The 19,993-nt window shown below is 64.7% G+C and carries 20 protein-coding genes and 1 pseudogene; 10 read left to right on the top strand and 11 right to left on the bottom strand.

All coding sequences use genetic code 11. The annotated features are described in order from the left end of the window. The first annotated feature begins 16 nt into the window (after positions 1-16). The 3 genes from AC1D1N_RS20630 to AC1D1N_RS20620 all read left to right on the top strand — a co-directional run bounded on the left by AC1D1N_RS20630 (position 17) and on the right by AC1D1N_RS20620 (position 1,840). Positions 17-772 (top strand): SDR family NAD(P)-dependent oxidoreductase, encoded by a 756-nt coding sequence (locus tag AC1D1N_RS20630; protein WP_477350677.1) that lies wholly within the window; start codon positions 17-19, stop codon positions 770-772. A gap of 77 nt (positions 773-849) precedes the next feature. Further along, positions 850-1,479 (top strand): hypothetical protein, encoded by a 630-nt coding sequence (locus AC1D1N_RS20625; protein ID WP_477350675.1) that lies wholly within the window; start codon positions 850-852, stop codon positions 1,477-1,479. A gap of 139 nt (positions 1,480-1,618) precedes the next feature. Continuing rightward, positions 1,619-1,840: a hypothetical protein gene (locus AC1D1N_RS20620; protein ID WP_023689120.1), complete on the top strand. Its 222-nt coding sequence runs from the start codon at positions 1,619-1,621 to the stop codon at positions 1,838-1,840. A gap of 158 nt (positions 1,841-1,998) precedes the next feature. Here the strand turns inward: AC1D1N_RS20620 and AC1D1N_RS20615 are convergent, their stop codons facing one another. Continuing rightward, complete coding sequence (locus AC1D1N_RS20615; protein ID WP_477350673.1) at positions 1,999-2,505, bottom strand: OsmC family protein; 507 nt, start codon at positions 2,503-2,505, stop codon at positions 1,999-2,001. A 137-nt stretch (positions 2,506-2,642) separates the two neighbouring features. On the opposite strand from AC1D1N_RS20615, the gene AC1D1N_RS20610 reads away from it, so the two are divergent. Beyond that, on the top strand, positions 2,643-4,148 hold the full coding sequence (locus AC1D1N_RS20610) for a S10 family peptidase (RefSeq protein ID WP_477350671.1): 1,506 nt from the start codon (positions 2,643-2,645) through the stop codon (positions 4,146-4,148). Between the two features lie 120 nt (positions 4,149-4,268). On the opposite strand, the pseudogene AC1D1N_RS20605 reads toward AC1D1N_RS20610, so the two are convergent. Then, a pseudogene (locus AC1D1N_RS20605) lies at positions 4,269-4,589 on the bottom strand (nuclear transport factor 2 family protein); the annotation flags it as partial. A 343-nt stretch (positions 4,590-4,932) separates the two neighbouring features. Between AC1D1N_RS20605 and AC1D1N_RS20600 the strand changes: the two are divergent. Next, complete coding sequence (locus AC1D1N_RS20600) at positions 4,933-5,856, top strand: DMT family transporter (protein WP_477350669.1); 924 nt, start codon at positions 4,933-4,935, stop codon at positions 5,854-5,856. Between the two features lie 152 nt (positions 5,857-6,008). Here AC1D1N_RS20600 and AC1D1N_RS20595 read toward each other — a convergent pair whose 3' ends face one another. Beyond that, a complete protein-coding gene (locus tag AC1D1N_RS20595) occupies positions 6,009-6,872 on the bottom strand; it encodes a LysR substrate-binding domain-containing protein (protein WP_477350667.1) in 864 nt (287 codons plus the stop codon). Positions 6,873-6,984: 112 nt separating this feature from the next. Between AC1D1N_RS20595 and AC1D1N_RS20590 the strand changes: the two genes are divergently transcribed. Both AC1D1N_RS20590 and AC1D1N_RS20585 read left to right on the top strand, forming a co-directional pair. Continuing rightward, positions 6,985-7,392 (top strand): tautomerase family protein, encoded by a 408-nt coding sequence (locus AC1D1N_RS20590; protein ID WP_477350665.1) that lies wholly within the window; start codon positions 6,985-6,987, stop codon positions 7,390-7,392. A 167-nt stretch (positions 7,393-7,559) separates the two neighbouring features. Then, positions 7,560-9,782 carry an AMP-binding protein gene (locus AC1D1N_RS20585; RefSeq protein WP_477350663.1) on the top strand — a complete coding sequence of 741 codons (2,223 nt, stop codon included), beginning with the start codon at positions 7,560-7,562 and terminating at the stop codon, positions 9,780-9,782. An 11-nt stretch (positions 9,783-9,793) separates the two neighbouring features. On the opposite strand, the gene AC1D1N_RS20580 is transcribed toward AC1D1N_RS20585, so the two are convergent. The 3 genes from AC1D1N_RS20580 to AC1D1N_RS20570 form a co-directional block, all read right to left on the bottom strand. Next, positions 9,794-10,057 (bottom strand): hypothetical protein, encoded by a 264-nt coding sequence (locus AC1D1N_RS20580; protein WP_112560775.1) that lies wholly within the window; start codon positions 10,055-10,057, stop codon positions 9,794-9,796. 171 nt (positions 10,058-10,228) lie between these two features. Then, positions 10,229-11,044, bottom strand: a complete 816-nt coding sequence (locus AC1D1N_RS20575; RefSeq protein WP_352585029.1) for a CDP-alcohol phosphatidyltransferase family protein — start codon at positions 11,042-11,044, stop codon at positions 10,229-10,231. A gap of 2 nt (positions 11,045-11,046) precedes the next feature. After that, entirely contained in the window at positions 11,047-11,745 is a 699-nt protein-coding gene (locus AC1D1N_RS20570) for a phosphatidylserine decarboxylase (RefSeq protein WP_112560773.1), read from the bottom strand. Between the two features lie 254 nt (positions 11,746-11,999). Here AC1D1N_RS20570 and AC1D1N_RS20565 point away from each other — a divergent pair, with 254 nt between their 5' ends. Beyond that, entirely contained in the window at positions 12,000-12,689 is a 690-nt protein-coding gene (locus AC1D1N_RS20565) for a lysozyme inhibitor LprI family protein (protein WP_477350661.1), read from the top strand. Positions 12,690-12,779: 90 nt separating this feature from the next. Further along, positions 12,780-13,652, top strand: coding sequence for an SMP-30/gluconolactonase/LRE family protein (locus AC1D1N_RS20560; protein WP_477350659.1), 873 nt, complete (start codon positions 12,780-12,782; stop codon positions 13,650-13,652). Here the strand turns inward: AC1D1N_RS20560 and AC1D1N_RS20555 are convergent. The 4 genes from AC1D1N_RS20555 to AC1D1N_RS20540 form a co-directional block, all read right to left on the bottom strand. Continuing rightward, positions 13,631-13,978, bottom strand: a complete 348-nt coding sequence (locus AC1D1N_RS20555; RefSeq protein WP_436259084.1) for an antibiotic biosynthesis monooxygenase family protein — start codon at positions 13,976-13,978, stop codon at positions 13,631-13,633. The genes AC1D1N_RS20560 and AC1D1N_RS20555 overlap by 22 nt on opposite strands. Positions 13,979-14,238: 260 nt before the next feature. After that, a complete protein-coding gene (locus tag AC1D1N_RS20550) occupies positions 14,239-16,119 on the bottom strand; it encodes an ABCB family ABC transporter ATP-binding protein/permease (protein ID WP_477350657.1) in 1,881 nt (626 codons plus the stop codon). Between the two features lie 24 nt (positions 16,120-16,143). Then, positions 16,144-16,479 carry an ArsR/SmtB family transcription factor gene (locus tag AC1D1N_RS20545; RefSeq protein WP_477344569.1) on the bottom strand — a complete coding sequence of 112 codons (336 nt, stop codon included), beginning with the start codon at positions 16,477-16,479 and terminating at the stop codon, positions 16,144-16,146. Positions 16,480-16,709: 230 nt separating this feature from the next. Beyond that, the gene (locus AC1D1N_RS20540) at positions 16,710-18,212 is read right to left on the bottom strand and encodes a LysM peptidoglycan-binding domain-containing protein (RefSeq protein WP_477350655.1); all 1,503 of its coding nucleotides are present in this window, start codon (positions 18,210-18,212) and stop codon (positions 16,710-16,712) included. A 125-nt stretch (positions 18,213-18,337) separates the two neighbouring features. On the opposite strand from AC1D1N_RS20540, the gene AC1D1N_RS20535 reads away from it, so the two are divergent. Next, entirely contained in the window at positions 18,338-18,949 is a 612-nt protein-coding gene (locus tag AC1D1N_RS20535; protein WP_192256764.1) for an LOG family protein, read from the top strand. 120 nt (positions 18,950-19,069) lie between these two features. Here the strand turns inward: AC1D1N_RS20535 and AC1D1N_RS20530 are convergent, their stop codons facing one another. Next, complete coding sequence (locus AC1D1N_RS20530) at positions 19,070-19,954, bottom strand: LysR family transcriptional regulator (RefSeq protein WP_477350653.1); 885 nt, start codon at positions 19,952-19,954, stop codon at positions 19,070-19,072. Positions 19,955-19,993 lie beyond the last annotated feature (39 nt).

Genomic DNA, 19,993 nt, shown 5'->3' with positions numbered 1-19,993 from the left:
CCTTGAAAGCGCTCGCATGACCCTCGACCTCTCCGGCCGCGTCGCGGTCGTTACCGGCGCCTCGCGCGGCATCGGCTATTTCATCGCGAAAGAACTTGCCGCCGCCGGCGCGCATGTCATCGCGGTTGCCCGCACCGTCGGCGGGCTGGAAGAGCTCGACGACCAGATCAAGGCTGAACGCGCCAAAACCGGCAAGGGCGAAGCGACGCTGGTGCCGCTCGATCTTGCCGACATGGCCGGCATCGACCGGCTGGGCGGTGCCATTCATGAGCGCTGGGGCAAGCTCGACATTTTGGTGGCCAATGCCGGCGTGCTCGGCGTCATCTCGCCGATCGGCCATGTCGAGGCGAAAACCTTCGAGAAGGTCATGACCATCAACGTCACATCGACCTGGCGGCTGATCCGCTCGGTCGACCCGCTGCTCAGGCTCTCCGACGCCGGCCGCGCCATTCTTATGTCCTCGGGAGCCGCGCATTCGGCGCGCGCCTTCTGGGCGCCTTACGCGGCATCCAAGGCGGCAGTGGAAGCCATGGCGCGCTCCTGGGCGCATGAGACGCAAAGCATGCCGCTGCGCGTCAATGCCGTCGACCCCGGCGCCACCCGCACCGCCATGCGTGCGCAGGCGGCACCCGGCGAGGATCCGGAGACGCTGCCGCATCCCTCAGAAATTGCGAAGCGCATCGTGCCGCTGGCGAGCCCCGAGCTGAAAGAGACAGGGCTGATCTTCCAAGCCAGGAACCAGCGCTTCGTCGCTTACCGGCAGCCGGAATAAACCGGCTTGAATCGGGATTAAACAGGCCTCCCGTTACGTTTCTTCGAATGTAGGACATTCGAAACCGGAGGACCGACATGCGTAGACTTCTTCTCGTTGCCGCCGCAGCGCTTGCAGCCACAGCTGGTGCAGCCCTCGCCCAAGACGCCAAGATGAGCTTCTTCGTCACCAGTGTCGGTTCCGGCAAGGGCGCCGATCTCGGCGGTCTCAAGGGTGCGGACGCCCACTGCGCGTCGCTGGCGGAAGCGGCCGGGGTTACCGGCAAGGAATGGCACGCCTATCTCTCGACCGCCGACGTCGATGCGCGCGACCGCATCGGCAAAGGTCCGTGGGTCAACGCCAAGGGCGAAAAGATCGCTGATGACGTCGCCTCGCTGCACAGCGACACCAACGCCATCACCAAGCAGACGGCACTGAACGAGAAGGGCGAAGTGGTCAACGGCCGTGGCGACAAGCCGAACCGGCACGACATTTTGACCGGCTCGAAGCCCGACGGCACCAAGATCGCCGACCAGACTTGCGGCGACTGGACGCTAAGTGGCGCGGAGGGCGCGGCGATGATGGGCCATCACGACCGCACCGGCCTTGATGAGTCGGCGGCGGCGAAATCCTGGAACTCCTCGCACGCCTCGCGCGGCGGCTGTAGCCAGGAGGCGCTGAAGGGCACCGGCGGCGACGGTCTGTTCTACTGCTTTGCCACGAACTGAGCGCAAGCTAAGGGGCGTGGTTCGCTCACGGGTCTGTGATGGTCCGGCGGGCCGCTCCCCCTTCGCCCTGCTTTCGCCATCAGCCGGGAGTTGCTAGGGTTCGATCCGAATCCGACATCCAGCAAAGCGAGGAATTCCCATGGCTGCTCCCAGCGTAGCATTGGTCTGGTACCTGGTGATCGCCGGCCCGCAAGGCGGCATGGTGGTGCTGCCCAGCACCTTCGACACCCGCGAACAATGCACCAACGCCATCACCGAATACCAGAAGCAGCCGACCCCGGCCGGCTGGGCGGTGAACTGCGTGCCAAGCGCCTCGCCCTTCACGGACGAAGGTGATGCGGAAGAGCCCGCGGCGCAGTAGCGTAATCTCCCCCCTTGATGAGGGGGAGATGGCCGGCAGGCCAGAGGGGGTCGGTACGTCCTGACGCGACGCCCCTTCGCCGACAGAAGAAGTTGGCGCTCTACGCGTGGCGACCCCCTCTGTCGCCTTCGGCGACATCTCCCCCTCAAGGGGGGAGATTAGCTGGCACTCACCGTCAGCTCCGGCTTGCTGTTGATGGTCTGGAAGACCACGCAATAGCGTTCGGTGAGCTTGATGAGCGAATCGATGCGCTCCTGCGGCTCATCCGTGTCGAGGTTGAAATTCAGCCGGATGGCGCGGAAGCCGACCGGGGCATCCTTGGCCACACCCAGCGTGCCGCGAAAGTCGAGATCGCCCTCGGCCTCGACGGTCGCCGCGCCGAGCCTGAACTCCAGCGCCGTCGCCACCGCCTTCAGCGTCACACCGGCGCAGGCGACCAGCGCTTCGAGCAGCATATCGCCCGAACACAGTTCGAGCCCGGAGCCGCCGGTTGCCGGATGCAGCCCGGCCACCGCCAGCGCCCTGCCCGTCTCGACCTTGCAGGCGATCGTCGACTGGTCGTCGATCGAACCCCTGGCGCGAAGCGTGATCAGCGCCTGCGCGGCATCGCCGCGATAAGCCTCCTTGAGCGGCGCCTGCATGGCTTTGAGTGCGGTGGCGTCCATGGTCTGTCCTTTCGAGTCCTTCACGCTTTGATAGCACTGATATGCCGGCGGGACAGAGGGGCCACGACGTCGCGAATAGTTACTTTGACTTCGACCGCCTAGACCATACCTATGCGGGAGCCATTCCCGGAGGTGTCATGCGTGCCAAGCTGAAGCTTATTCCCGCAATTCTCCTGATGCTTGTCGCCTTCGCGCAGCCCGGCCTCTCCGAAACGCCCGAGCGCCCTGCCCCTGCCGGCGGTGTGCTGTCGCTGCTGCCGGCGCCGCAGATCACCAGCCATTCGATCACCATTGCCGGACGCAAACTCGACTACCAGGCAAAGGCCGGCACGCTGTCGCTGCTTTCCGGCAAGGGCGATGTCACGGCGGAAATCTTCTATGTCGCCTACACGCTGCCGCCGGCGGCGGGCGCGGAGAAGGCTCGTCCCATCACCTTCGTCTTCAATGGCGGTCCGGGCGCGGCGTCCGCCTATCTGCATCTCGGCGCGCTCGGTCCGCGCATCATCGCAACCGGGGCCGATGGGCAATTCCTGCCGCCGCCGCAAAAGCTGATCGACAATCCCGACAGCTGGCTCGACATGACCGATCTCGTCTTTGTCGATCCGGTCGGTACCGGCTACAGCCGCGAAGCGCCCGGCCAGGACACGAAAGATTTCTGGGGCGTCAGCCAGGACGCCAGTTCGATCGGCGCCTTCATCCGGCTCTATCTCGCCCAGAACGGCCGCACCGGATCGCCACTCTTCCTTGCCGGCGAAAGCTATGGCGGGTTCCGAGCAGCACTGCTGGCCAGAACCCTGCAGGAAGATGTCGGCCTGAGCCCGAACGGCATCGTGCTGATCTCGCCGGCGCTGGAATTCACGCTGGTGCTGCCGGACGAGTTTCAGCCGCTGCATTGGGCGCTGGAACTGCCTTCGCTGGCGGCGGTGCGGCTGCGCGGCGAAGGCGTCAGCGGCGAGGCGCTGCGCGAGAAACTGGCCGAGATCGAGCACTATGCGTTGGGTGACTACCTCACCGCTCTGACCAGCGGGCTGGAACAGGGCGGGCGGCTGGCCAGCCAGCGCGTGGCCGAGATCACCGGCCTGCCGCTCGAGCTCGTGCAGCGCAATTTTGCTCGCATCCCGACCGGCCTTTTCGCGCGCGAATTCCAACGCGCCGGCGGCAAGGTGCTCAGTCCTTATGACGGCACGATCGCCACCAGCGATATCGCCCCCGAGAGCGCGCGCATCGCCGGCCCGGATCCGGTGCTCGACCGCAGCGTGCCGGCATTGACCTCGGCCTTCGTCTTCTATGCACGCGACGAGCTGAATTTTCGCACCGACGTGAGCTACCGGTTGCTCAATGGCGACGTCACTCACAATTGGGACTACGGCAGCTCGCGGCAAGGCTATGCCGGGGTGATGGACGATCTGCAGCGCGCACGTTCGCTGAACCCGGCGCTCGGCGTGGTGATCGTCAATGGCGAAACCGACCTGGTCACGCCCTATCTCGCCTCGCGCTATCTGGTCAACCAGGTCCCGACGCTCGCCAACGCCAAGCCTATCCGCCTCGACGTCATCGAGGGCGGCCACATGATGTATTTCAGGCCGGACGGAAGGCGCGCGCTGAAGGAGGCCGTTGCGGAGCTCTACCAGGTAACGCAGTGAGGTGGCGAGGTCACAACCGGTTCCACTGCTGGCCGTTGGCGGACGGCGCCCGGAGAGGGCTTCAACCGCGTCTTCGATGCCGACAACCTGGCGCTCGACGTCCTCCAGATACAATCGCCCGGCCACAATCTGACCGTCGATGATCTCGAACAGCGTGACCCCGCACACCTCGAAGGGTTGCCCGTCGCTGCGAGTCCCTGACCAATGCCATTCGATCCAGGTCGTGTCACCGTCTTGGACCGAGCGCGTGACCGCCGCGTGGAAGTCAGGTATTCCCGTGAACATGGCCTCCCAGTTGGCGCGCATCTGGTCACGCCCAACGAAGGCTCTGCCCGGGTGCGCCGGCTGTACGCTCCGATAGTTCTCGTGGATGAGAGCGGTGACAGCGTCGAGATGATGCGCGTTCATCGCCGTCACCAGTCGATCGATCACTTCGGTCATCGAAACTCCCGGACTTCGCACGCATTGGCGCGCCCTCTCCGTAGTCCGCTGCCGGGGTGAGCCGCGCCGATCAATCCGCGAGCCTCAAAATTACCTGATTGAGCTGGGGCCGTCCAGCATTGCAAGACGCCGAACATGCGCGTCCACCGCCGCGCGCAATAGCGTCAGCGACCACTGTTAAGTGGCTTTTGTCCGCGTAAAAGCCCTTTGTAAGCATCAGCGAATGCCGCCGGCCCCTGCCCCAACGTAAGCCCGAAGCTGGCGCAGAGGCGCGCCGGCTGTGCCATGGGATGATGCCCCTGCTGACAGCAAGGTGCCAGGACAGCAAGCGTAGTCTGGTGACATGACGGATTCCCTCGACAAGCCCGACACGCTCATGAACAGCGCGGCCAGCATCGCTGCCGAGCGCACGCTCGGCATCACGCTGGTGTCGGCGTCGGCGGCTTTCTTCGCGCTCACCGGCGTCTTGACCAAATCCATCCATGCCGACCCGCTGACCATCACTTGCTGGCGCGGCTTTGTCGGCTCGATCCTGATCACCGTCTATGTGCTGTGGCGTCGCCGCCGCTCCGGCGGGCGGGAAAGCTTGCGACTCGGTTGGCGCGGCTGGTTGCTGGCGGTTGAAGGTGCGGCGGCCAGCATCGCCTTCATCTCGGCGTTCAAGTTCACCTATGTCGCCAATGTGGCGGTCATCTATGCCACAGCGCCCTTCATCACCGCGCTGCTGGCCTTCGTGCTGGTGCGCGAGCCGTTCCTGGCGCAGACGCTAGTTGCATCAGCGGTGTCACTGTTCGGCGTGACAATCATGGTCGGCTCCGGCTTCGGCACCGGCCATCTGTTCGGCGATGGGCTCGCACTGCTGATGACCGCCGGCAGCGCGCTCTACATGATCATGGTGCGCACCTTTCGCGACACGCCTGTGGTGTGGGCGGGCGCGGTGTCGGCCTTCCTGCTGTTCGTGTTCGGCTGGTTCGTCACCGACCCGCTGGCGGTTTCGGCCCGCGATGCTGTGCTGCTCGTCGCCTTCGGAGGATCGTTTGCAGCAGCGTCGATCCTGTGGACGGAAGGCTCGCGGCTGATCCCGGCGCCTGAATCCGGCCTGCTCGGTGCGGCCGAAGTGCCGTTCGCGATCCTGTTCGCCTTCCTGTTCCTGGGCGAGATCGCGCCGACCGCCAGCCTGGCCGGCGGCGCCATCGTTCTGTGCGCGGTTTTTGCCCATGTCGGGCGTGATTGGCTGGTGGCGAGAAAAAGGGCGGCAACCCCATAATTATTTTCGGAGTCATGGAACCATCATTCGGCTCAGGCATTATTGGTGCGACGGGTCACCCCCCAAGTCCCCCCAAACCCCTCGACCCGTCTTCCTTAAAGCCGACCATAAAGGTCGGCTTTTTCTTTGAATATCAGCCGGCAAGGGGGAAATCAGCCGGTAAGGCCGGGCAAAGCGAGATTGTCGCTGAGCAAGGCGGCAAGGTCGCGCGCCGGCCGTTCGGCACCCTGGCCGAGCCTTATGGCGAATTGCGCAATCGGCACCGGCGGCAGGCCGAGCTCGCGCGGTGCTTCGACGATGCCGGAATGGGCAAAGCGGGCGGTGCGCAAGGTCAGCGCTATGCCGGCGTTGACCGCGGTGCGCAGGCCGGCAAGGCTGGCGCTGCCGGCGGCAAGGCGGTAGCGGCGGCCGGCTGCGTCGAGGGCTGCGAGAGCCGCTTCGCGAAAGCCGCAATAGGGGTCGAGCAGCGCCAGCGGCAACTCCTCTTCCCGCACGGCAAGCCCCTTTTGCGAACACAGCCACAGCATCGGCTCACTGAACAGCCCGACTTCGTCATTGGCCGGGACTTTGCGCATGATGATGGCCAGATCGAGCTGCCCGGCCCGCAGCGCCTCGCCAAGCTCGGCCGAGCGGCCGACGCGCAGTTCGATCCTGACGCGCGGATGGCTGGTCGCAAAGGCCCTGAGCAGCTGCGGAAGGCCGCTGTCGGCGAAATCCTGCGTGGTGCCGATGGCGACGCGGCCGGCGGCACGCGCGCCTTTCAGTGCCAGCCAGGCCTCGCTGTGCACGGCAAGGATGCGACGGGCATGGCCGACCAGATCCTCGCCGGCCGGCGTCAGCCCGCGGCCGCGGCCCTGCGCCACCAACAACGGTTCGCCGATGACCTCCTCCAGCCGCTGCATCTGGGCCGTCACCGTCGAGGGCGAGCGGCCCACGCTCGATGCCGCATGTGCCAACGAACCCCCATCGACAAAGGCAAGGAAGGTTTTGAGCAGATCAGGGTCGAGCGCTTGCATACTTCGATAATACAGAACTTTTCCTTCAAAACAATTCGATTTTTTTGATCTGATTTGTATGGCACGGTCTCTCCAACGGCAAACACAAGCCGCTCAAACGAAGGAGAGAAAAATGCCGATCATCAACATCAGCGTCACCGGCAAGCCCGACGCCAAGCTGTCCGCCGCTATTGCCAAGGAAATCACCGGCCTGACCGCAACCCATCTGCGCAAGGATCCGACGATCACGGCCGTCGCCGTCAGCTATGTCGACCCGCAGCACTGGTTCGCCGGCGGCAAGTCGCTGGCCCAGCACGGCGCCAACACCTTCTGGCTCGACATCAAGGTGGTTGACGGCACCAACACCAAGCTGGAGCTGGAGGCCTATCTGAAGGCGATCTTTGCTGCCTTTGGCCAGTTGCTGGGTGGCGTGCATGAGGAGAGCTATGCCTTCGTGAACGAGGTGCCAGCGGCTGCGTACGGTTATGGCGGCAAGAGCCAGGAGTTCCGGTTCATTAGCGGAAGACTGAAGGCGGCGTGAGGAAGCCAACGAGCGCAGCGCCGCCCCTCATCCGCCCTTCGGGCACCTTCTCCCCGTGAACGGGGAGAAGGAAAAAGGCTCGACATTGACCTTGCCCCCCATTGCGTTACCCTCTGCTGCGAAGCGGACGAAGAGCCGCGATACCGGAACGTTGGGAGAGACGCGGCATGATCCTGACACTGGCGCTGCTTGCAGGCCTCGTGCTGGCCTGGCTGCTGATTGCCGCGATCGAGACCTTTCGCCTCGACCTGCGCTTCACCCAGGCGCTGCTCTACGTGCCGTTCAAGCTTGCCTACCAGATCGAGGACCGGCGCATCCGCATTGCCCGCAACGCGCCGACGCCGGTGATCTATGTGGTCTCGCACCAGTCGCGCTTCGAGCCGGCACTGATGCTGTCGCTGCTGCCTGACGACACGCTGCATATCTTGGACGAGGCCTCGGCGCGCTCGCTCTGGCTCGAGCCATGGCGCGAGCTTGGCCGCACCATTGCCTTCAACGCCGAGCATCTGTTCGTCAGCCGCCGGCTGGTCAGGGTGCTGAAGGGCAAAGGCCGGCTTGCCGTCTATCTGCCCGACGACGTCGAGCCCGATGTGAAGTCATTTCGCCTCTTCCGTGCCGTTACCCGCATAGCCATGCAGGCCGACGCCACTATCGTGCCGATCTTCGTCGCCGGCGCGCGCGACCTGCCGGTGTCCTTGACGCCAAAGGACCGGGCGCCCCGCCACTGGTTCCCACAACTGTCGATCAGCGTGCTGGAGCCGATGACGATTGCCGAACTGGTGGCGCGCAATCCCGACCAGGCTTCCAACACCAATGCGCTGTTCGACCGCATCGCCGAGGCCAGGCTTTTCGGCAGCAACCTCGATCGCGGCCTGTTCCTGGCCATGCGCGATGCAGCGGACCGCACCGGTGCCTCGCATCCGATCATCGAGGATGTGATCAGCGGCTCGCTCAGCTACCGAAAAATGTTCATCGGCGCGCGCGTGCTCGGCCGCCGTTTCGAGGCGGTGACAGCACCCGGCGAAGCGGTCGGGGTGTTGCTGCCTAACGCCAATGGCGTGGTGCTGTCCTTTGTCGGCCTGCTTTCGGCCGGCCGGGTAGCGGCGTTGATCAACTACACCGCCGGGCCGGCGAGCGTCACCGCCGCGGTGCGCACGGCGGTCATCCGCACCGTCATCTCATCGCGCGCGTTCGTCGAGAAGGCCGGGCTTGCCGACATCATCGCCGCGGTCGAGGCCGGCGGCGCCAAAATGCTTTGGCTGGAGGATGTGCGCGCAAGCGTCACCGCGCTGGAAAAGCTCACCGCCGCAGTACTGTGGCGGTTCCCGCTGCAACGGCAGGACGCCGCCAAGCCGGCGGTGATCCTGTTCACCTCAGGCTCGGAAGGCACGCCCAAGGCCGTGGTGCTGTCGCACCGCAATCTCCACGCCAATGCCATGCAGGCTGAGGCGCGCATTACCATCTCGCCGTCCGACATACTGCTCAACGTGCTGCCGGTTTTTCACTCTTTCGGCCTGACCGGCGGCACCATCCTGCCGCTGGTGACCGGGGTAAAACTGTTCCTCTACCCCTCACCGCTGCACTACAAGATCATCCCGGAGATCGCGCGCAAGGTGAAGCCGACTATCATGTTCGGCACCGACACCTTCCTCGCCAATTATGCCCGCACCGCCAAGGATGGCGATTTCTCCAGCCTGCGCTTCGTCGTTGCCGGCGCCGAAGCCGTAAAGCCGCAGACGCGCCGCGTCTACCGCGAGCGGTTCGATGCCTCGATCATCGAGGGGTTCGGGCTGACGGAGGCAGCTCCCGTGGTTGCCGTCAACACCGCCATCCATGGCCGCGACGGCACAGTCGGGCGGCCGTTGCCGGCGATGCGCATGAAGCTGGAACCGGTCGAGGGCATCGAAGACGCCGGCAGGCTGTGGCTCGACGGGCCGAATTTGATGATGGGCTACATGACGGCGGACCGCCCCGGCGAATTGCAGCCGCTGGACGGCTGGCTTGACACCGGCGACATCGTCTCGGTCGACCGCGAGGGCTTCATCACCATTCGCGGCCGGGCCAAACGCTTCGCCAAGATAGCCGGCGAGATGGTATCGCTCGGCGCGGTCGAGATGCTGGTGCAGTCGCTATGGCCGGAAGAGCGCCACGCCGCGGTGGCGGTGCCCGACAAGAGGCGCGGCGAGCGCATCGTGCTGGTCACCACCGCCGATGACGCCAATCCTGACGAATTGCGCAAGTTCGGCAAGCAGGCCGGTGCTGCCGAGCTGATGGTGCCCAACGATATCGTCAAGGTCGAGGAGATCCCGGTGCTGGGCTCGGGCAAGACCGACTATGTCTCGACCCGCAAATTGGCGATCGATCGGCTGGGGCTGAGTGCTGCGGCCTGAGAGGCCCTCGTCTAAAAGACCGCCGCCGACAACAGCATGATAAGACCGACCCCCATCATCAGCAGGCCCGGCCAGTTCTGCGACAGGCCGAAGAAACCGAGCCCGCGCCGCCGCGGCTCAAGTGTCGGGCCTGTCGTTGCGAGATTTGGCGCTGGGCGATCCGGCGTCGCGGGAGAGGACTTCGGATCGCTGAGCCGCCCGCGCCCGATGACCGCGCCCGCCATGTACACAACGCCAGCGACAGTGAGCAACGCGCCGATGAGGATGACAGCCATTTCTCCTCGCTCTTCTCCAGGGCCTGCCTGACGCAAGCCGCTTGCGGGATTAGCGTTTCGGCGACGCCGCACCTCGCCGCTCATGCCTACCGATATAGCGCGACGGCTTCTTAGCGGTCGTCCATTGAGACACAACGGTTAAGATGCCCGGCAGGTTCCGACAGGGGCCTGTCAGCCAATATCCGAAGGCGGCACCTTTTCGCCCTCGCGCAGGGCGCGTTTCGTATAGGCGCGCACGCTGAACGGCAGGAAGATGAGATAACCCGCGACCGAGGCGGTCAGCGTGTACCAGGGATAGGTCATCAAAAGCAGCACGTAGAGCACAACCGCGAGGATGATCGGCAGCACCTTGTCACCCGGCACTTTCAGGCTTTTGCCGGAGTAGACCGGCAGCCGGCTGACCAGCAGGAAGGCGACCAGGATGGTGAAGCCGGTGGCGACGAAGGCGGCCGGGCGGCTGGGCTCAATGCCAACGCGCAGGAACGACAGATAGAGCGGCAGCATGACCAGCACGGCGCCCGCCGGCGCCGGTACGCCGACGAAATATTCGCTCTGCCAGATCGGGCGATCATTGTCCTCGTCGAGCACGTTGAAGCGCGCGAGCCGCAAACCGCAGGCGATGGCGAACAGCAGTACCGCGATCCAGCCCGGCGATCCTGCGCGGTCGAGCAGGAAGGCATAGAGCACCAAAGCGGGCGCCACGCCGAAATTGACGATGTCGGCGAGCGAATCCATTTGCGCGCCGAATTTGGACGTCGCCTTCAGCATGCGCGCCAAGCGCCCGTCTATGCCGTCGAGGAAGGCGGCGAGCAGCACCATCACCACCGCCGGCTCGAAACGGCCTTCGAAGCCGAAGCGGATCCCGGACAGCCCGGCGCAGATGGCAAGCACGGTGACCAGATTGGGCAGCACCATGCGCATCGGGATTTCGCGGATGCGCGGGCCGCCGCTGCCATGTGCCTCGAACTTTTTGAACGGTGCGCCCACGCTTACGAGATCCTGACGAGCGGGGTTGCGGCGATGCCGCCGAATTCGGCAAGCACCGTTTCGCCGCCGACCGCGGTCTGACCGACGGCGACACGCGGCACGGCGGTGGAAGGCAGGAAGACGTCGACGCGCGAGCCGAAGCGGATCAGGCCAAAACGTTCGCCAATGGCGATCGAGCCGCCGGTCTCGGCCCAGCAGACGATGCGCCGCGCCACAAGGCCAGCAATCTGCACGGCGGCGACGGTGCCATTGGGGCTGTCGATGACCAGGCCGTTGCGCTCATTTTCCGAACTTGCCTTGTCGAGTTCGGCGTTGAGGAATTTGCCCGGCCGGTGCTCGATTTTCGTGATGCGACCACGCACCGGGGCGCGGTTCACATGGCAGGAAAAGACGTTCATGAACACCGAGATGCGGGTCATCTCGGTGTTGCCGAGGCCGAGCTCGCGCGGCGGCACCGCCGGCCCGACCGCCGAGATGATGCCGTCGGCAGGGCTGACCACCAGCCGGTCGTCGACCGGCGTGACGCGCTCGGGATCGCGGAAGAAATACACACACCAGGCGGTCAGGATCAGGCCGATCCAGAACAGCACAGAGGAGAAATAGCCGAGGAACAGCGTGCCCGCGCCGAAGGCGGCGATGAACGGATAGCCCTCGCGATGGATCGGAACGAAGGCATTCTTGACCGAGTCGACGAGGCTCATCGGATGGGGCTCATAGGATGGGGGCGGTCCCTGTTTCAGGTCCGGCCTCAATACCGGAAAGGCTCCGTCGTCGCAACGCAACATTGGGCAAGGCTGCATCGGGCGCGGCCGGCAGCAACGGCGACGTGCTTGCCTGCCGACGACTTTGCCGCCAGAATTCCAGCCATCGCTGGCTCAGTGCGCGGCGAAAAGGCCGACCATCCATGATGCCGAAATCAGGGAAACCCCACCTTACTGCCATGCGATCGGCAGCCATGGGTGCTGTTCTGACCACGCTTTTGGCAGCAAGCGACCCCGCAGCGGCGCAAGGCAAGCCATCCTTCGACTGCGCCAAGGCCGCGAGCGTGGCGGAAAAGGCCATCTGCGCCGATCCGGTACTGGCGCAGGCCGATGCCGAGGTGGCGAAGAATTATGCCGCGCTGCTGAAAACGCTCGATGCTCATGCCGGCAAGGCGCTGCGGGCCGACCAGAGCGATTTCATCGCGTATCGCGACCAGATCGCCGACTTCAACGAGAACACACCAAAGGACCAGCAGACTTTCGATCTCGGCGAATTCCTGCGCGACCGTGCGACCTTCCTGGCCGGCATCCGCAAACCGGCGGATGCAGGTTTGATCGGCACATGGAGCAGTGTCCGTGGCTCGGTCGAGATCATGGCAGCGGACGCGGGCAAGCTCGAGATTTCGGCAGAGATCGTCACCAACCCCGTCTCGGGAAGCGGCGCGTGCGACATCGGTGGCACCGTCGAGAAGCGCAAGACCCTGCGGCTGGTCGACACCGACGACAACGACAAACCGACCGGCTTCGTCTTCACCTTTCGCCGCGACGGCGATGCCCTGATCGTCGATCAGGACGGCACCGGCAAGGATGACAGATCCGAACCACCATCGTGCGGCGCCAACGGTCATGCCGACGGAACGTTCTTCCTGAGCGAAAAACCGTAACCTGCTGTCGGGGAATCACCCCCTCGCCCGTCCTTGGTGAGACGGCGCCGACCTTTGCCATAACGGCGCTCCAACAAGGAGTTTCCCCAAATGCAGAACCAAACGCGTCTTGTTACCGCCGGCCTCGCTTTCGGCGAATCGCCACGCTGGCACGACGGACGTCTGTGGCTCTGCAATTGGGGCACCGGCGAGATCATTGCCGTCGATGCAGACGGCAAGAGCGATGTCGTGCTCACGGTACCGGCCATCCTGCCCTATTCCATCGACTGGCTGGCGAATGGACAGTTGCTGGTCATTTCGGGGCGTGAAGGGTTGCTGCTGCGGCAGGAGGCGGATGGAACGCTTGCCACCCATGCCGATCTTCGATCGCTGTCGAACAGCCCGTGGAACGAGATCGTCGTCGACGGGCGCGGCAACATCTATGTCAACGGCGGCGGGCCGGCGCCGGCATCGGGAGAGCATTTCGGGCCGGGCACCATCGTGCTGATCACGCCCGACGGCACAATCCGCCAGGTGGCGGACAACATCGCCTTCGCCAACGGCATGGCCGTGACGCCCGACAACAAGACACTGATCATCGCGGAATCGCATGCCAACCGGCTGACCGCTTTCGACATTGTGGGGGATGGCAGCCTTTCCAATCGCCGCGTCTGGGCCGATCTTGATGGCTTTCCCGACGGCATCTGCCTCGATGCTGAAGGTGCTGCCTGGTATGCGGATGTTCCCAACAAGCGCTGCGTGCGGGTGCGCGAGGGTGGTGAGGTCCTCCATACCGTTGCAGTCGATCGCGGCTGCTTTGCCTGCATGCTTGGCGGACCCGATGGCAAGACGCTGTTCATCGCCGCCGCCGAATGGCGCGGCTTCGAACACATGGTCAGCGACGCCCGCACCGGCCAGGTGCTGAGCGCCGAAGCGCCGGCACCTGGCGTCGGCTGGCCGTCTTATAGTCCCGGAATCCGCTGATAGTTTGCGATATCGGCCTTCACACCCAGCCGGGCGATAGTTTCCTGCGGGTTGAAAGCGACGCGTTCATGCGCAGCCTTGACGATCGGCACCACTTTGTCGACCGCCGCCTGGCTTTCCCATTCGACGATGGTGACGAGGTTGAATTCGCCCGGGCCGGAGAACTGCTCAAGCAGGAAATCCTGCACGAAGCCCTGCTGCTGGCGCAGCAATTCATGTGTCATCCTGACCTTGGTGAGGATTTCTTCGCGCGCCTCGACAGGGACGACGAATTTGTCGACCCTGAACACGGCTTCACTGCCAAGCTGTTGATTGAGTTGATCCATTTCAATTGTCTCCGTTCTTGAACGACTTGGGTTCGGTGGCTCAGGAACGGGTTTGCGATCTCAACTTAGGTTGAGGTCAAGAGGGAAAGTTGAGAGCGTTCTTTCCTTCTCCCCTTGTGGGAGAAGGTGGATCGGCGCGTAGCGCCGAGACGGTTGAGGGTGTTCCAGCGGAGTGAGGCGTTGGCATTCCCTGGAACACCCCTCATCCGTCGCCTGCGGCGACACCTTCCCACAAGGGGAGAAGGGGAAGGCGCCGCGCCCTAACTCACCTCCGAAGTCCGTCTGCGCACGATCACACCCAACTCGTCGCTCTCGCGCGCAATCCGCAGCCTCTCTTCGGCTTCCGTCGCTTCGCGCTGGCGGTCCCACATCGAGGCGTAGAGGCCGTGTTGGCGCATCAGCTCGGCATGGGTGCCGCGTTCGGCGATCTGGCCGTCCTTGAGTACGATGATCTCGTCGGCGGTGATCACCGTCGACAGCCTATGCGCAATGACGATGGTGGTGCGGCCCTTGCTGACCAGGTCGAGCGCCGCCTGGATCTCCTGTTCGGTGTGGCTGTCCAGCGCCGAGGTCGCCTCGTCGAGCATCAGGATCGGCGGCGCCTTCAAAATGGTGCGGGCGATCGCCACGCGCTGCTTTTCGCCGCCCGACAGTTTTAGCCCGCGCTCGCCGACCATCGAGCGGTAGCCTTCCGGCAGCCGTTCGATGAACGGGCCGATCTGAGCAAGCTCGGCGGCCTTCTGCATATCCTCCTCGCTGGCGCCGATGCGGCCGTAGCGGATGTTGTAGGCGATTGTGTCGTTGAACAGCACGGTGTCCTGCGGCACCATGCCGATCGCGCCGCGCAGGCTCTGCTGCGTCACATCACGGACATCCTGGCCGTCGATCAGCACCTGGCCGCCCTGGACGTCATAGAAGCGGAACAGCAGCCGCGAGATGGTCGACTTGCCGGCGCCCGACGGGCCGACAATGGCCACTGTCTTGCCGGCCGGAACCTCGAAGGAGATGCCCTTCAGGATCTTGCGGTTCGGATCATAGGCAAAATGCACGTCGCGAAACTCGACCTTGCCGGCAGAGACGGCGAGCGGCTTGGCATCGGGCTTGTCGGTGATCTCCTGCGGCACATCGAGCAGGTCGAACATTTGCTCGATGTCGGTCAGGCCCTGGCGGATTTCGCGATAGATGAAGCCAATGAAATTGAGCGGCACCGACAGTTGCACCAGCATGGCGTTGATGAAGACGAAATCGCCGACGCTCTGCGTGCCGGCCTGCACCTCCAGCGCCGACATGCACATGACGATCACGGTTCCGAGGCCGAAGATGATGCCCTGGCCGAAATTCAGCCAGCCGAGCGAGGTCCAGATCCGGGTCGCGGCCATCTCATAGCGCGCCATCGAACGGTCGAAGCGCTCGGCCTCCATACCCTCATTGTTGAAGTATTTGACGGTCTCGTAGTTGAGCAGCGAGTCGATCGCCTTGGTGTTGGCGTCGGTGTCGCTGTCGTTCATGTCGCGGCGGATCGAGATGCGCCAGTCGCTGGCGCGAACCGTGAACCAGACATAGAGCCAGACGGTGGCCGCCACCACGACCACATATTTCCAGCCATAGGTGTAGGCGAAGATGCCGGTGGTCAGCGCGAATTCGAGAATGGTCGGCGCCGTGTTGAGCATAATGAAGCGCACGATCGTCTCGATGCCTTTGGTGCCGCGCTCGATGATGCGCGACAGGCCGCCGGTGCGGCGCTCAAGGTGAAAGCGCAGCGACAGCTGGTGCATGTGGACGAAGGTGCGGAAAGCGAGCTGGCGCACCGCATACTGGCCGACGCGGGCAAACAGCGCGTCGCGCAGCTGGTTGAAGCCGAGCTGCACCAGCCGCACGACATTGTAGGCGACGACCAGCATGACCGGCGCCAGCAGGAAGGACGGTAGCGGCGGCGACGACTTGGCGTCGCCGGCCAGTGCATCGGTCGCCCATTTGAAGAAGTACGGACCCGCAACCAGCGTCAGCTTGGCCACGACCAGAAGCAGCGTCGCCCAGGTAACCCGCGCCCTCAGATCGGCGCGGTCGGCCGGCCACATATACGGCCACAGATTGTGCAAGGTGCTGAAGGTCGAGCTATCGGAAACGGTTTTTTCTGCCACTTGTCTTGCCTTTTGGGTGGGAGTTCAGCGGCCGGAGCAGCAGGAATTGACGAGCGCGGTCAGCGATGCGGAAACGTCTGCCAGCGCTGCGCGGTCAACCTCATAGCGCGAGCGCTGGCGGTCGGGCTGGAAGCGGACCAGCCCGGCCTCGACCAGTATCTTCAGATGCTGGGAAACGGTGGACTGCGCGAGGTCGAGATGATCGACCACCTCGCGGCAGCAGCAGGAATTGCTGGCCGACAAATGTTTCAGGATCTCGATGCGCGCCGGGTGTGAGAGTGCTGCAAAGCGAGCGGCAACCGCGCGGCTTTCGGGCGGTGCGCGGTTTGCGTGGTCTGGTTCGGTGAAAGAGTCGGCCATCGTTCATCGGCGATAGACGATGAACGGGCGCGGGGCAAGCTAACCCGATGGGTGGAGCGCCCTAATCTCCCCCTTGAGGGGAAGATGGCCGCGAAGCGGCCAGAGGGGGTCGGTTCGACTGGACTCGACCCCTTGCGGCCCACACAGGAGGTCGGCGCTCTACGCGACGCGACCCCCTCTGTCGCCTTCGGCGACATCTCCCCCACAAGGGGGGAGATTAGCGGTTCCGCCTACTGCGCCTTCGCCTTCACCGGCGCCGTCGTCGCTTGCTCGCCCATCGCCTTGAGGTCGGCGGCTTCGCCTTCCTTCGACTTTTCCGGGACCTTGAACACCTGCCCTGGCCAGATGCGGTCGGGATCGCTGATCTGGTCCTGGTTGGCGAGATAGATGGTCGAGTAGCGCACGCCATGACCATAGACCCGCCGCGAAATCCGCCACAGCGTGTCGTTGCGGCGGATGATGACGGCGCCGTCGGCATGTTCGAGTTTCGGCGCCACCGTCTCCGGCACGTCGGGCGTTGCTGCCGCTACGCCAGCCGGAGCCTCGGTAGCGGGCGCTGCCGGCACCGCCGGTGCCGGCGCCTCGGTCGCCGGAGCGGCAGGAGCCCCTGCGGGCTCGGCCGGCGCTTCGGCAGCAGCCGGTGCGGCCGGCTTCGGTTCAGCCGGCTTTGCCTCGGCCGGCTTGGTCTCTGCAGGCGCCACGGCGGCAACCGCTTCGCCCGGTTCGCGCTCGAACGGCACGGCGGCGCGGGCAACCACCTTCACGCCGTCAGCATCGAGACCGTCGACATGGATGGTGTAGCTGCCAACCGGGATGTCGCGCGTCGCTTCGACCAGGAAATGGCCGTCCGGCGAGGTCAGCGCGTCGCCGAGCAGGATGTCGTTGGCGTAGGCGCGCACCTTGCGGCCGGCGTCAGCCAGACCGGCAACAAAGATCTTGTTGCCGTCGATCTCGATCGCCTCGACGACGATCTTGGGTTCGGCCACCGCCGCAGCCGGCGGTGTCGCCGGAGCCGGAGCGGCCGGCGCAGTTCCGGCCGGGGCGGCAGGTACCTCAGCAGCAGGAGCAGCGGCCTGATCGCCGGCAGCCGGTGCCGCAGGCTTGGTCTCAGGCGCGGGAACAGTCAGCAGTTCGGCCGGCTTGCCCGGTTCCTCGACCATCGCCAGCACCTGGCCGGCGGCATCCTTGGGAACCGAAACGACGGCAGTCTGCATCGAAGGCGTTACAACATCGCCAGTCGTCGAACGCAGCGCGATCGTATAGTCGCCGGGCTTGAGCGGATCGTCGAGGACGATGACGAAGGCGCCGTCCGGACCGGCGACGGTCGACCCGAGCACCGTCGAGCCGTTGAGGATTTCGACCTTTGAATTGGGCGCGGCATTGCCGGCAACGACGATCGAGCCGTTGCTTTCGACGCGTACGACATCGAAGCTCGGCACAACCGGGCCGGCAGCGGGCGCGGCAGGTGCTCCCGGAGCGGCTCCTTCTGTGGCTGGGGCTGTTGCGTCGGCAGGCGCCGGTGCCGGCGTAGCCTTGGCATCAGTTGGGGCGGCAGGCGCCGGCGGCAGCCTTCCCTCGGTCCCGGAGTCGGCCGGCGGCGTCAGCGACGCAATCTCCGCCGGCGACGTGGGATTGAGATACGGGTCGAGTGCGCCCGATACATAGGCGGTTCCGATGACCGCGACGGTCCCACCCGCCGCGAACAGAAACGCCTTCAAAGGATTAACAGCCATATTTCCCCTGCCCCTTAGCCACCTAACGCCGGTCTAGCGTGTTTTGCCGGAACCGACAAGAAAAAGCCCTGGCTTGGAAGCCTCTGGGGCTTGACCCCGCATTCAGACCCAATCACCAATCACGCATGAACACGATTCGATCCGTCTGCGTCTACTGCGGCTCGTCTCCGGGCCGCGATGAGATCTACGCCAAGGCCGGACACCTGCTTGGCCGCTCGCTCGCCAAATCCGGCCTGCGACTGGTCTACGGCGGCGGCACCAAAGGCATTATGGGCGCCGTTGCCGAAGGCGCGCTCAAGGCCGGCGGCAAGGTAACGGGCATCATTCCGCGCTTCCTCATCAACAAGGAGGCGACCGAAACCGCGCTTGACCGGCTCGACGAGTTGCTGATCACCGACAACATGCACGAGCGCAAGCACAAGATGTTCGAAAAATCCGACGCCTTTGTGGCGCTGCCGGGCGGCATCGGCACGGTCGAGGAGATCGTCGAAGTCATGACCTGGGGCCAGCTCGGCCATCACCGCAAGCCGATCGTCTTCGCCAACGTCAAAGGATTCTGGAATCCGATGCTGGCGCTGCTCGACCATATGTCGAGCGAAGGCTTCATTCACACCGCGCAGCGGGTCAAACCGTTGGTGATCGAAGACCCCGAAGCCATCGTCGCCGCCATCATGGTGGCGGGCTCGTCGGTCGATGCGCCGACGGAGGGCGTGCAATCGGTGATTGATAAGATGTAGGGAATAGGGGAGTACGGCAGCAAGGCAGTATGTTTTAGAAGGCCTCGAGCCTCTCCCTACTGCCCTACTGCCCTACTGCCCTACTGCCCTACTGCCCTACTGCCCTACTGCCCTACTGCCCTACTGCCCTACTGCCTCCCTCAACTCCGCAATCACCGCTCGCTTGTCCTGGCGCCGCCAGGCGAGATGGATCGAGACGGTGCGCTCGAACCAGGGCAGGTCACGAAACGCGATCCCTGACGGTGCTGCACTCCGGAGGCTTGCCTGTACCGTCGCCAGGCCGAGTCCGGCGCTGACCAGGCCGAGCGACGTCAGCGGATCGGCCGTCTCATAGGCAATGTCGGGCAGGAAGCCGGCCTTGGCGCAGGCCGCCAGGAACTGGGAGCGGTTGGTGTCGTCGGGCTGGCGCACCACGGTGATCCAGACGCGGCCGTCGAGATGGTCGGGCCGGATGTCGGCGACATCGGTGAGCGGATCATTCTCCGGCATTGCCAGCACTAGCGGTTCGCGCCGAACCAGCATGCCGGCAAGATCGGGATCGTCGGCGGACGGCGGGCCATAGACGAAGCCGAGGTCAAGCGAACGCTGGCGCAACCCCTCGAGTTGCACTGCGGAGCGCTGGTTCTTCAGCTGCAGGTGAAAATCCGGCCGGTCGCGGCGAAACTGCCGCAACATCCGGCTGACGAGGCCGGCATGCACCGCGCCCTCGACATAACCGATGGCGAGCCGCCCGACCGCACCGCTGGCGAGGTTGCGTCCGAGTTCCTCCAGGCGCCGTGCACTGGCAAGCAGCGCCTGCGCCTCGACAAGGAAGGCCTTGCCTTCGGCATTGAGGTGGACGCGCTGCTTTGCCCGCTCGAACAGGGTGACGCCTAGCTGCGCTTCGAGCTGCATGATCTGGCGGCTCAATGGCGACTGCGAGATGTGCAGCAGTTCGGCGGCGCGGCCGACAGTGCCGGCTTCGGCGACAGTGACGAAATAGCGGAGCTGGCGCAGGTCGAACATTTTTTCCTCCACCTCTTGTAGTCCTATAGGGTCTCAACT

The organism is Mesorhizobium sp. P2_B5, from assembly GCF_056404775.1.
The sequence above is the reverse complement of the archived record's forward strand: the minus strand, read 5'-3'. Positions and strand labels throughout refer to the sequence as shown.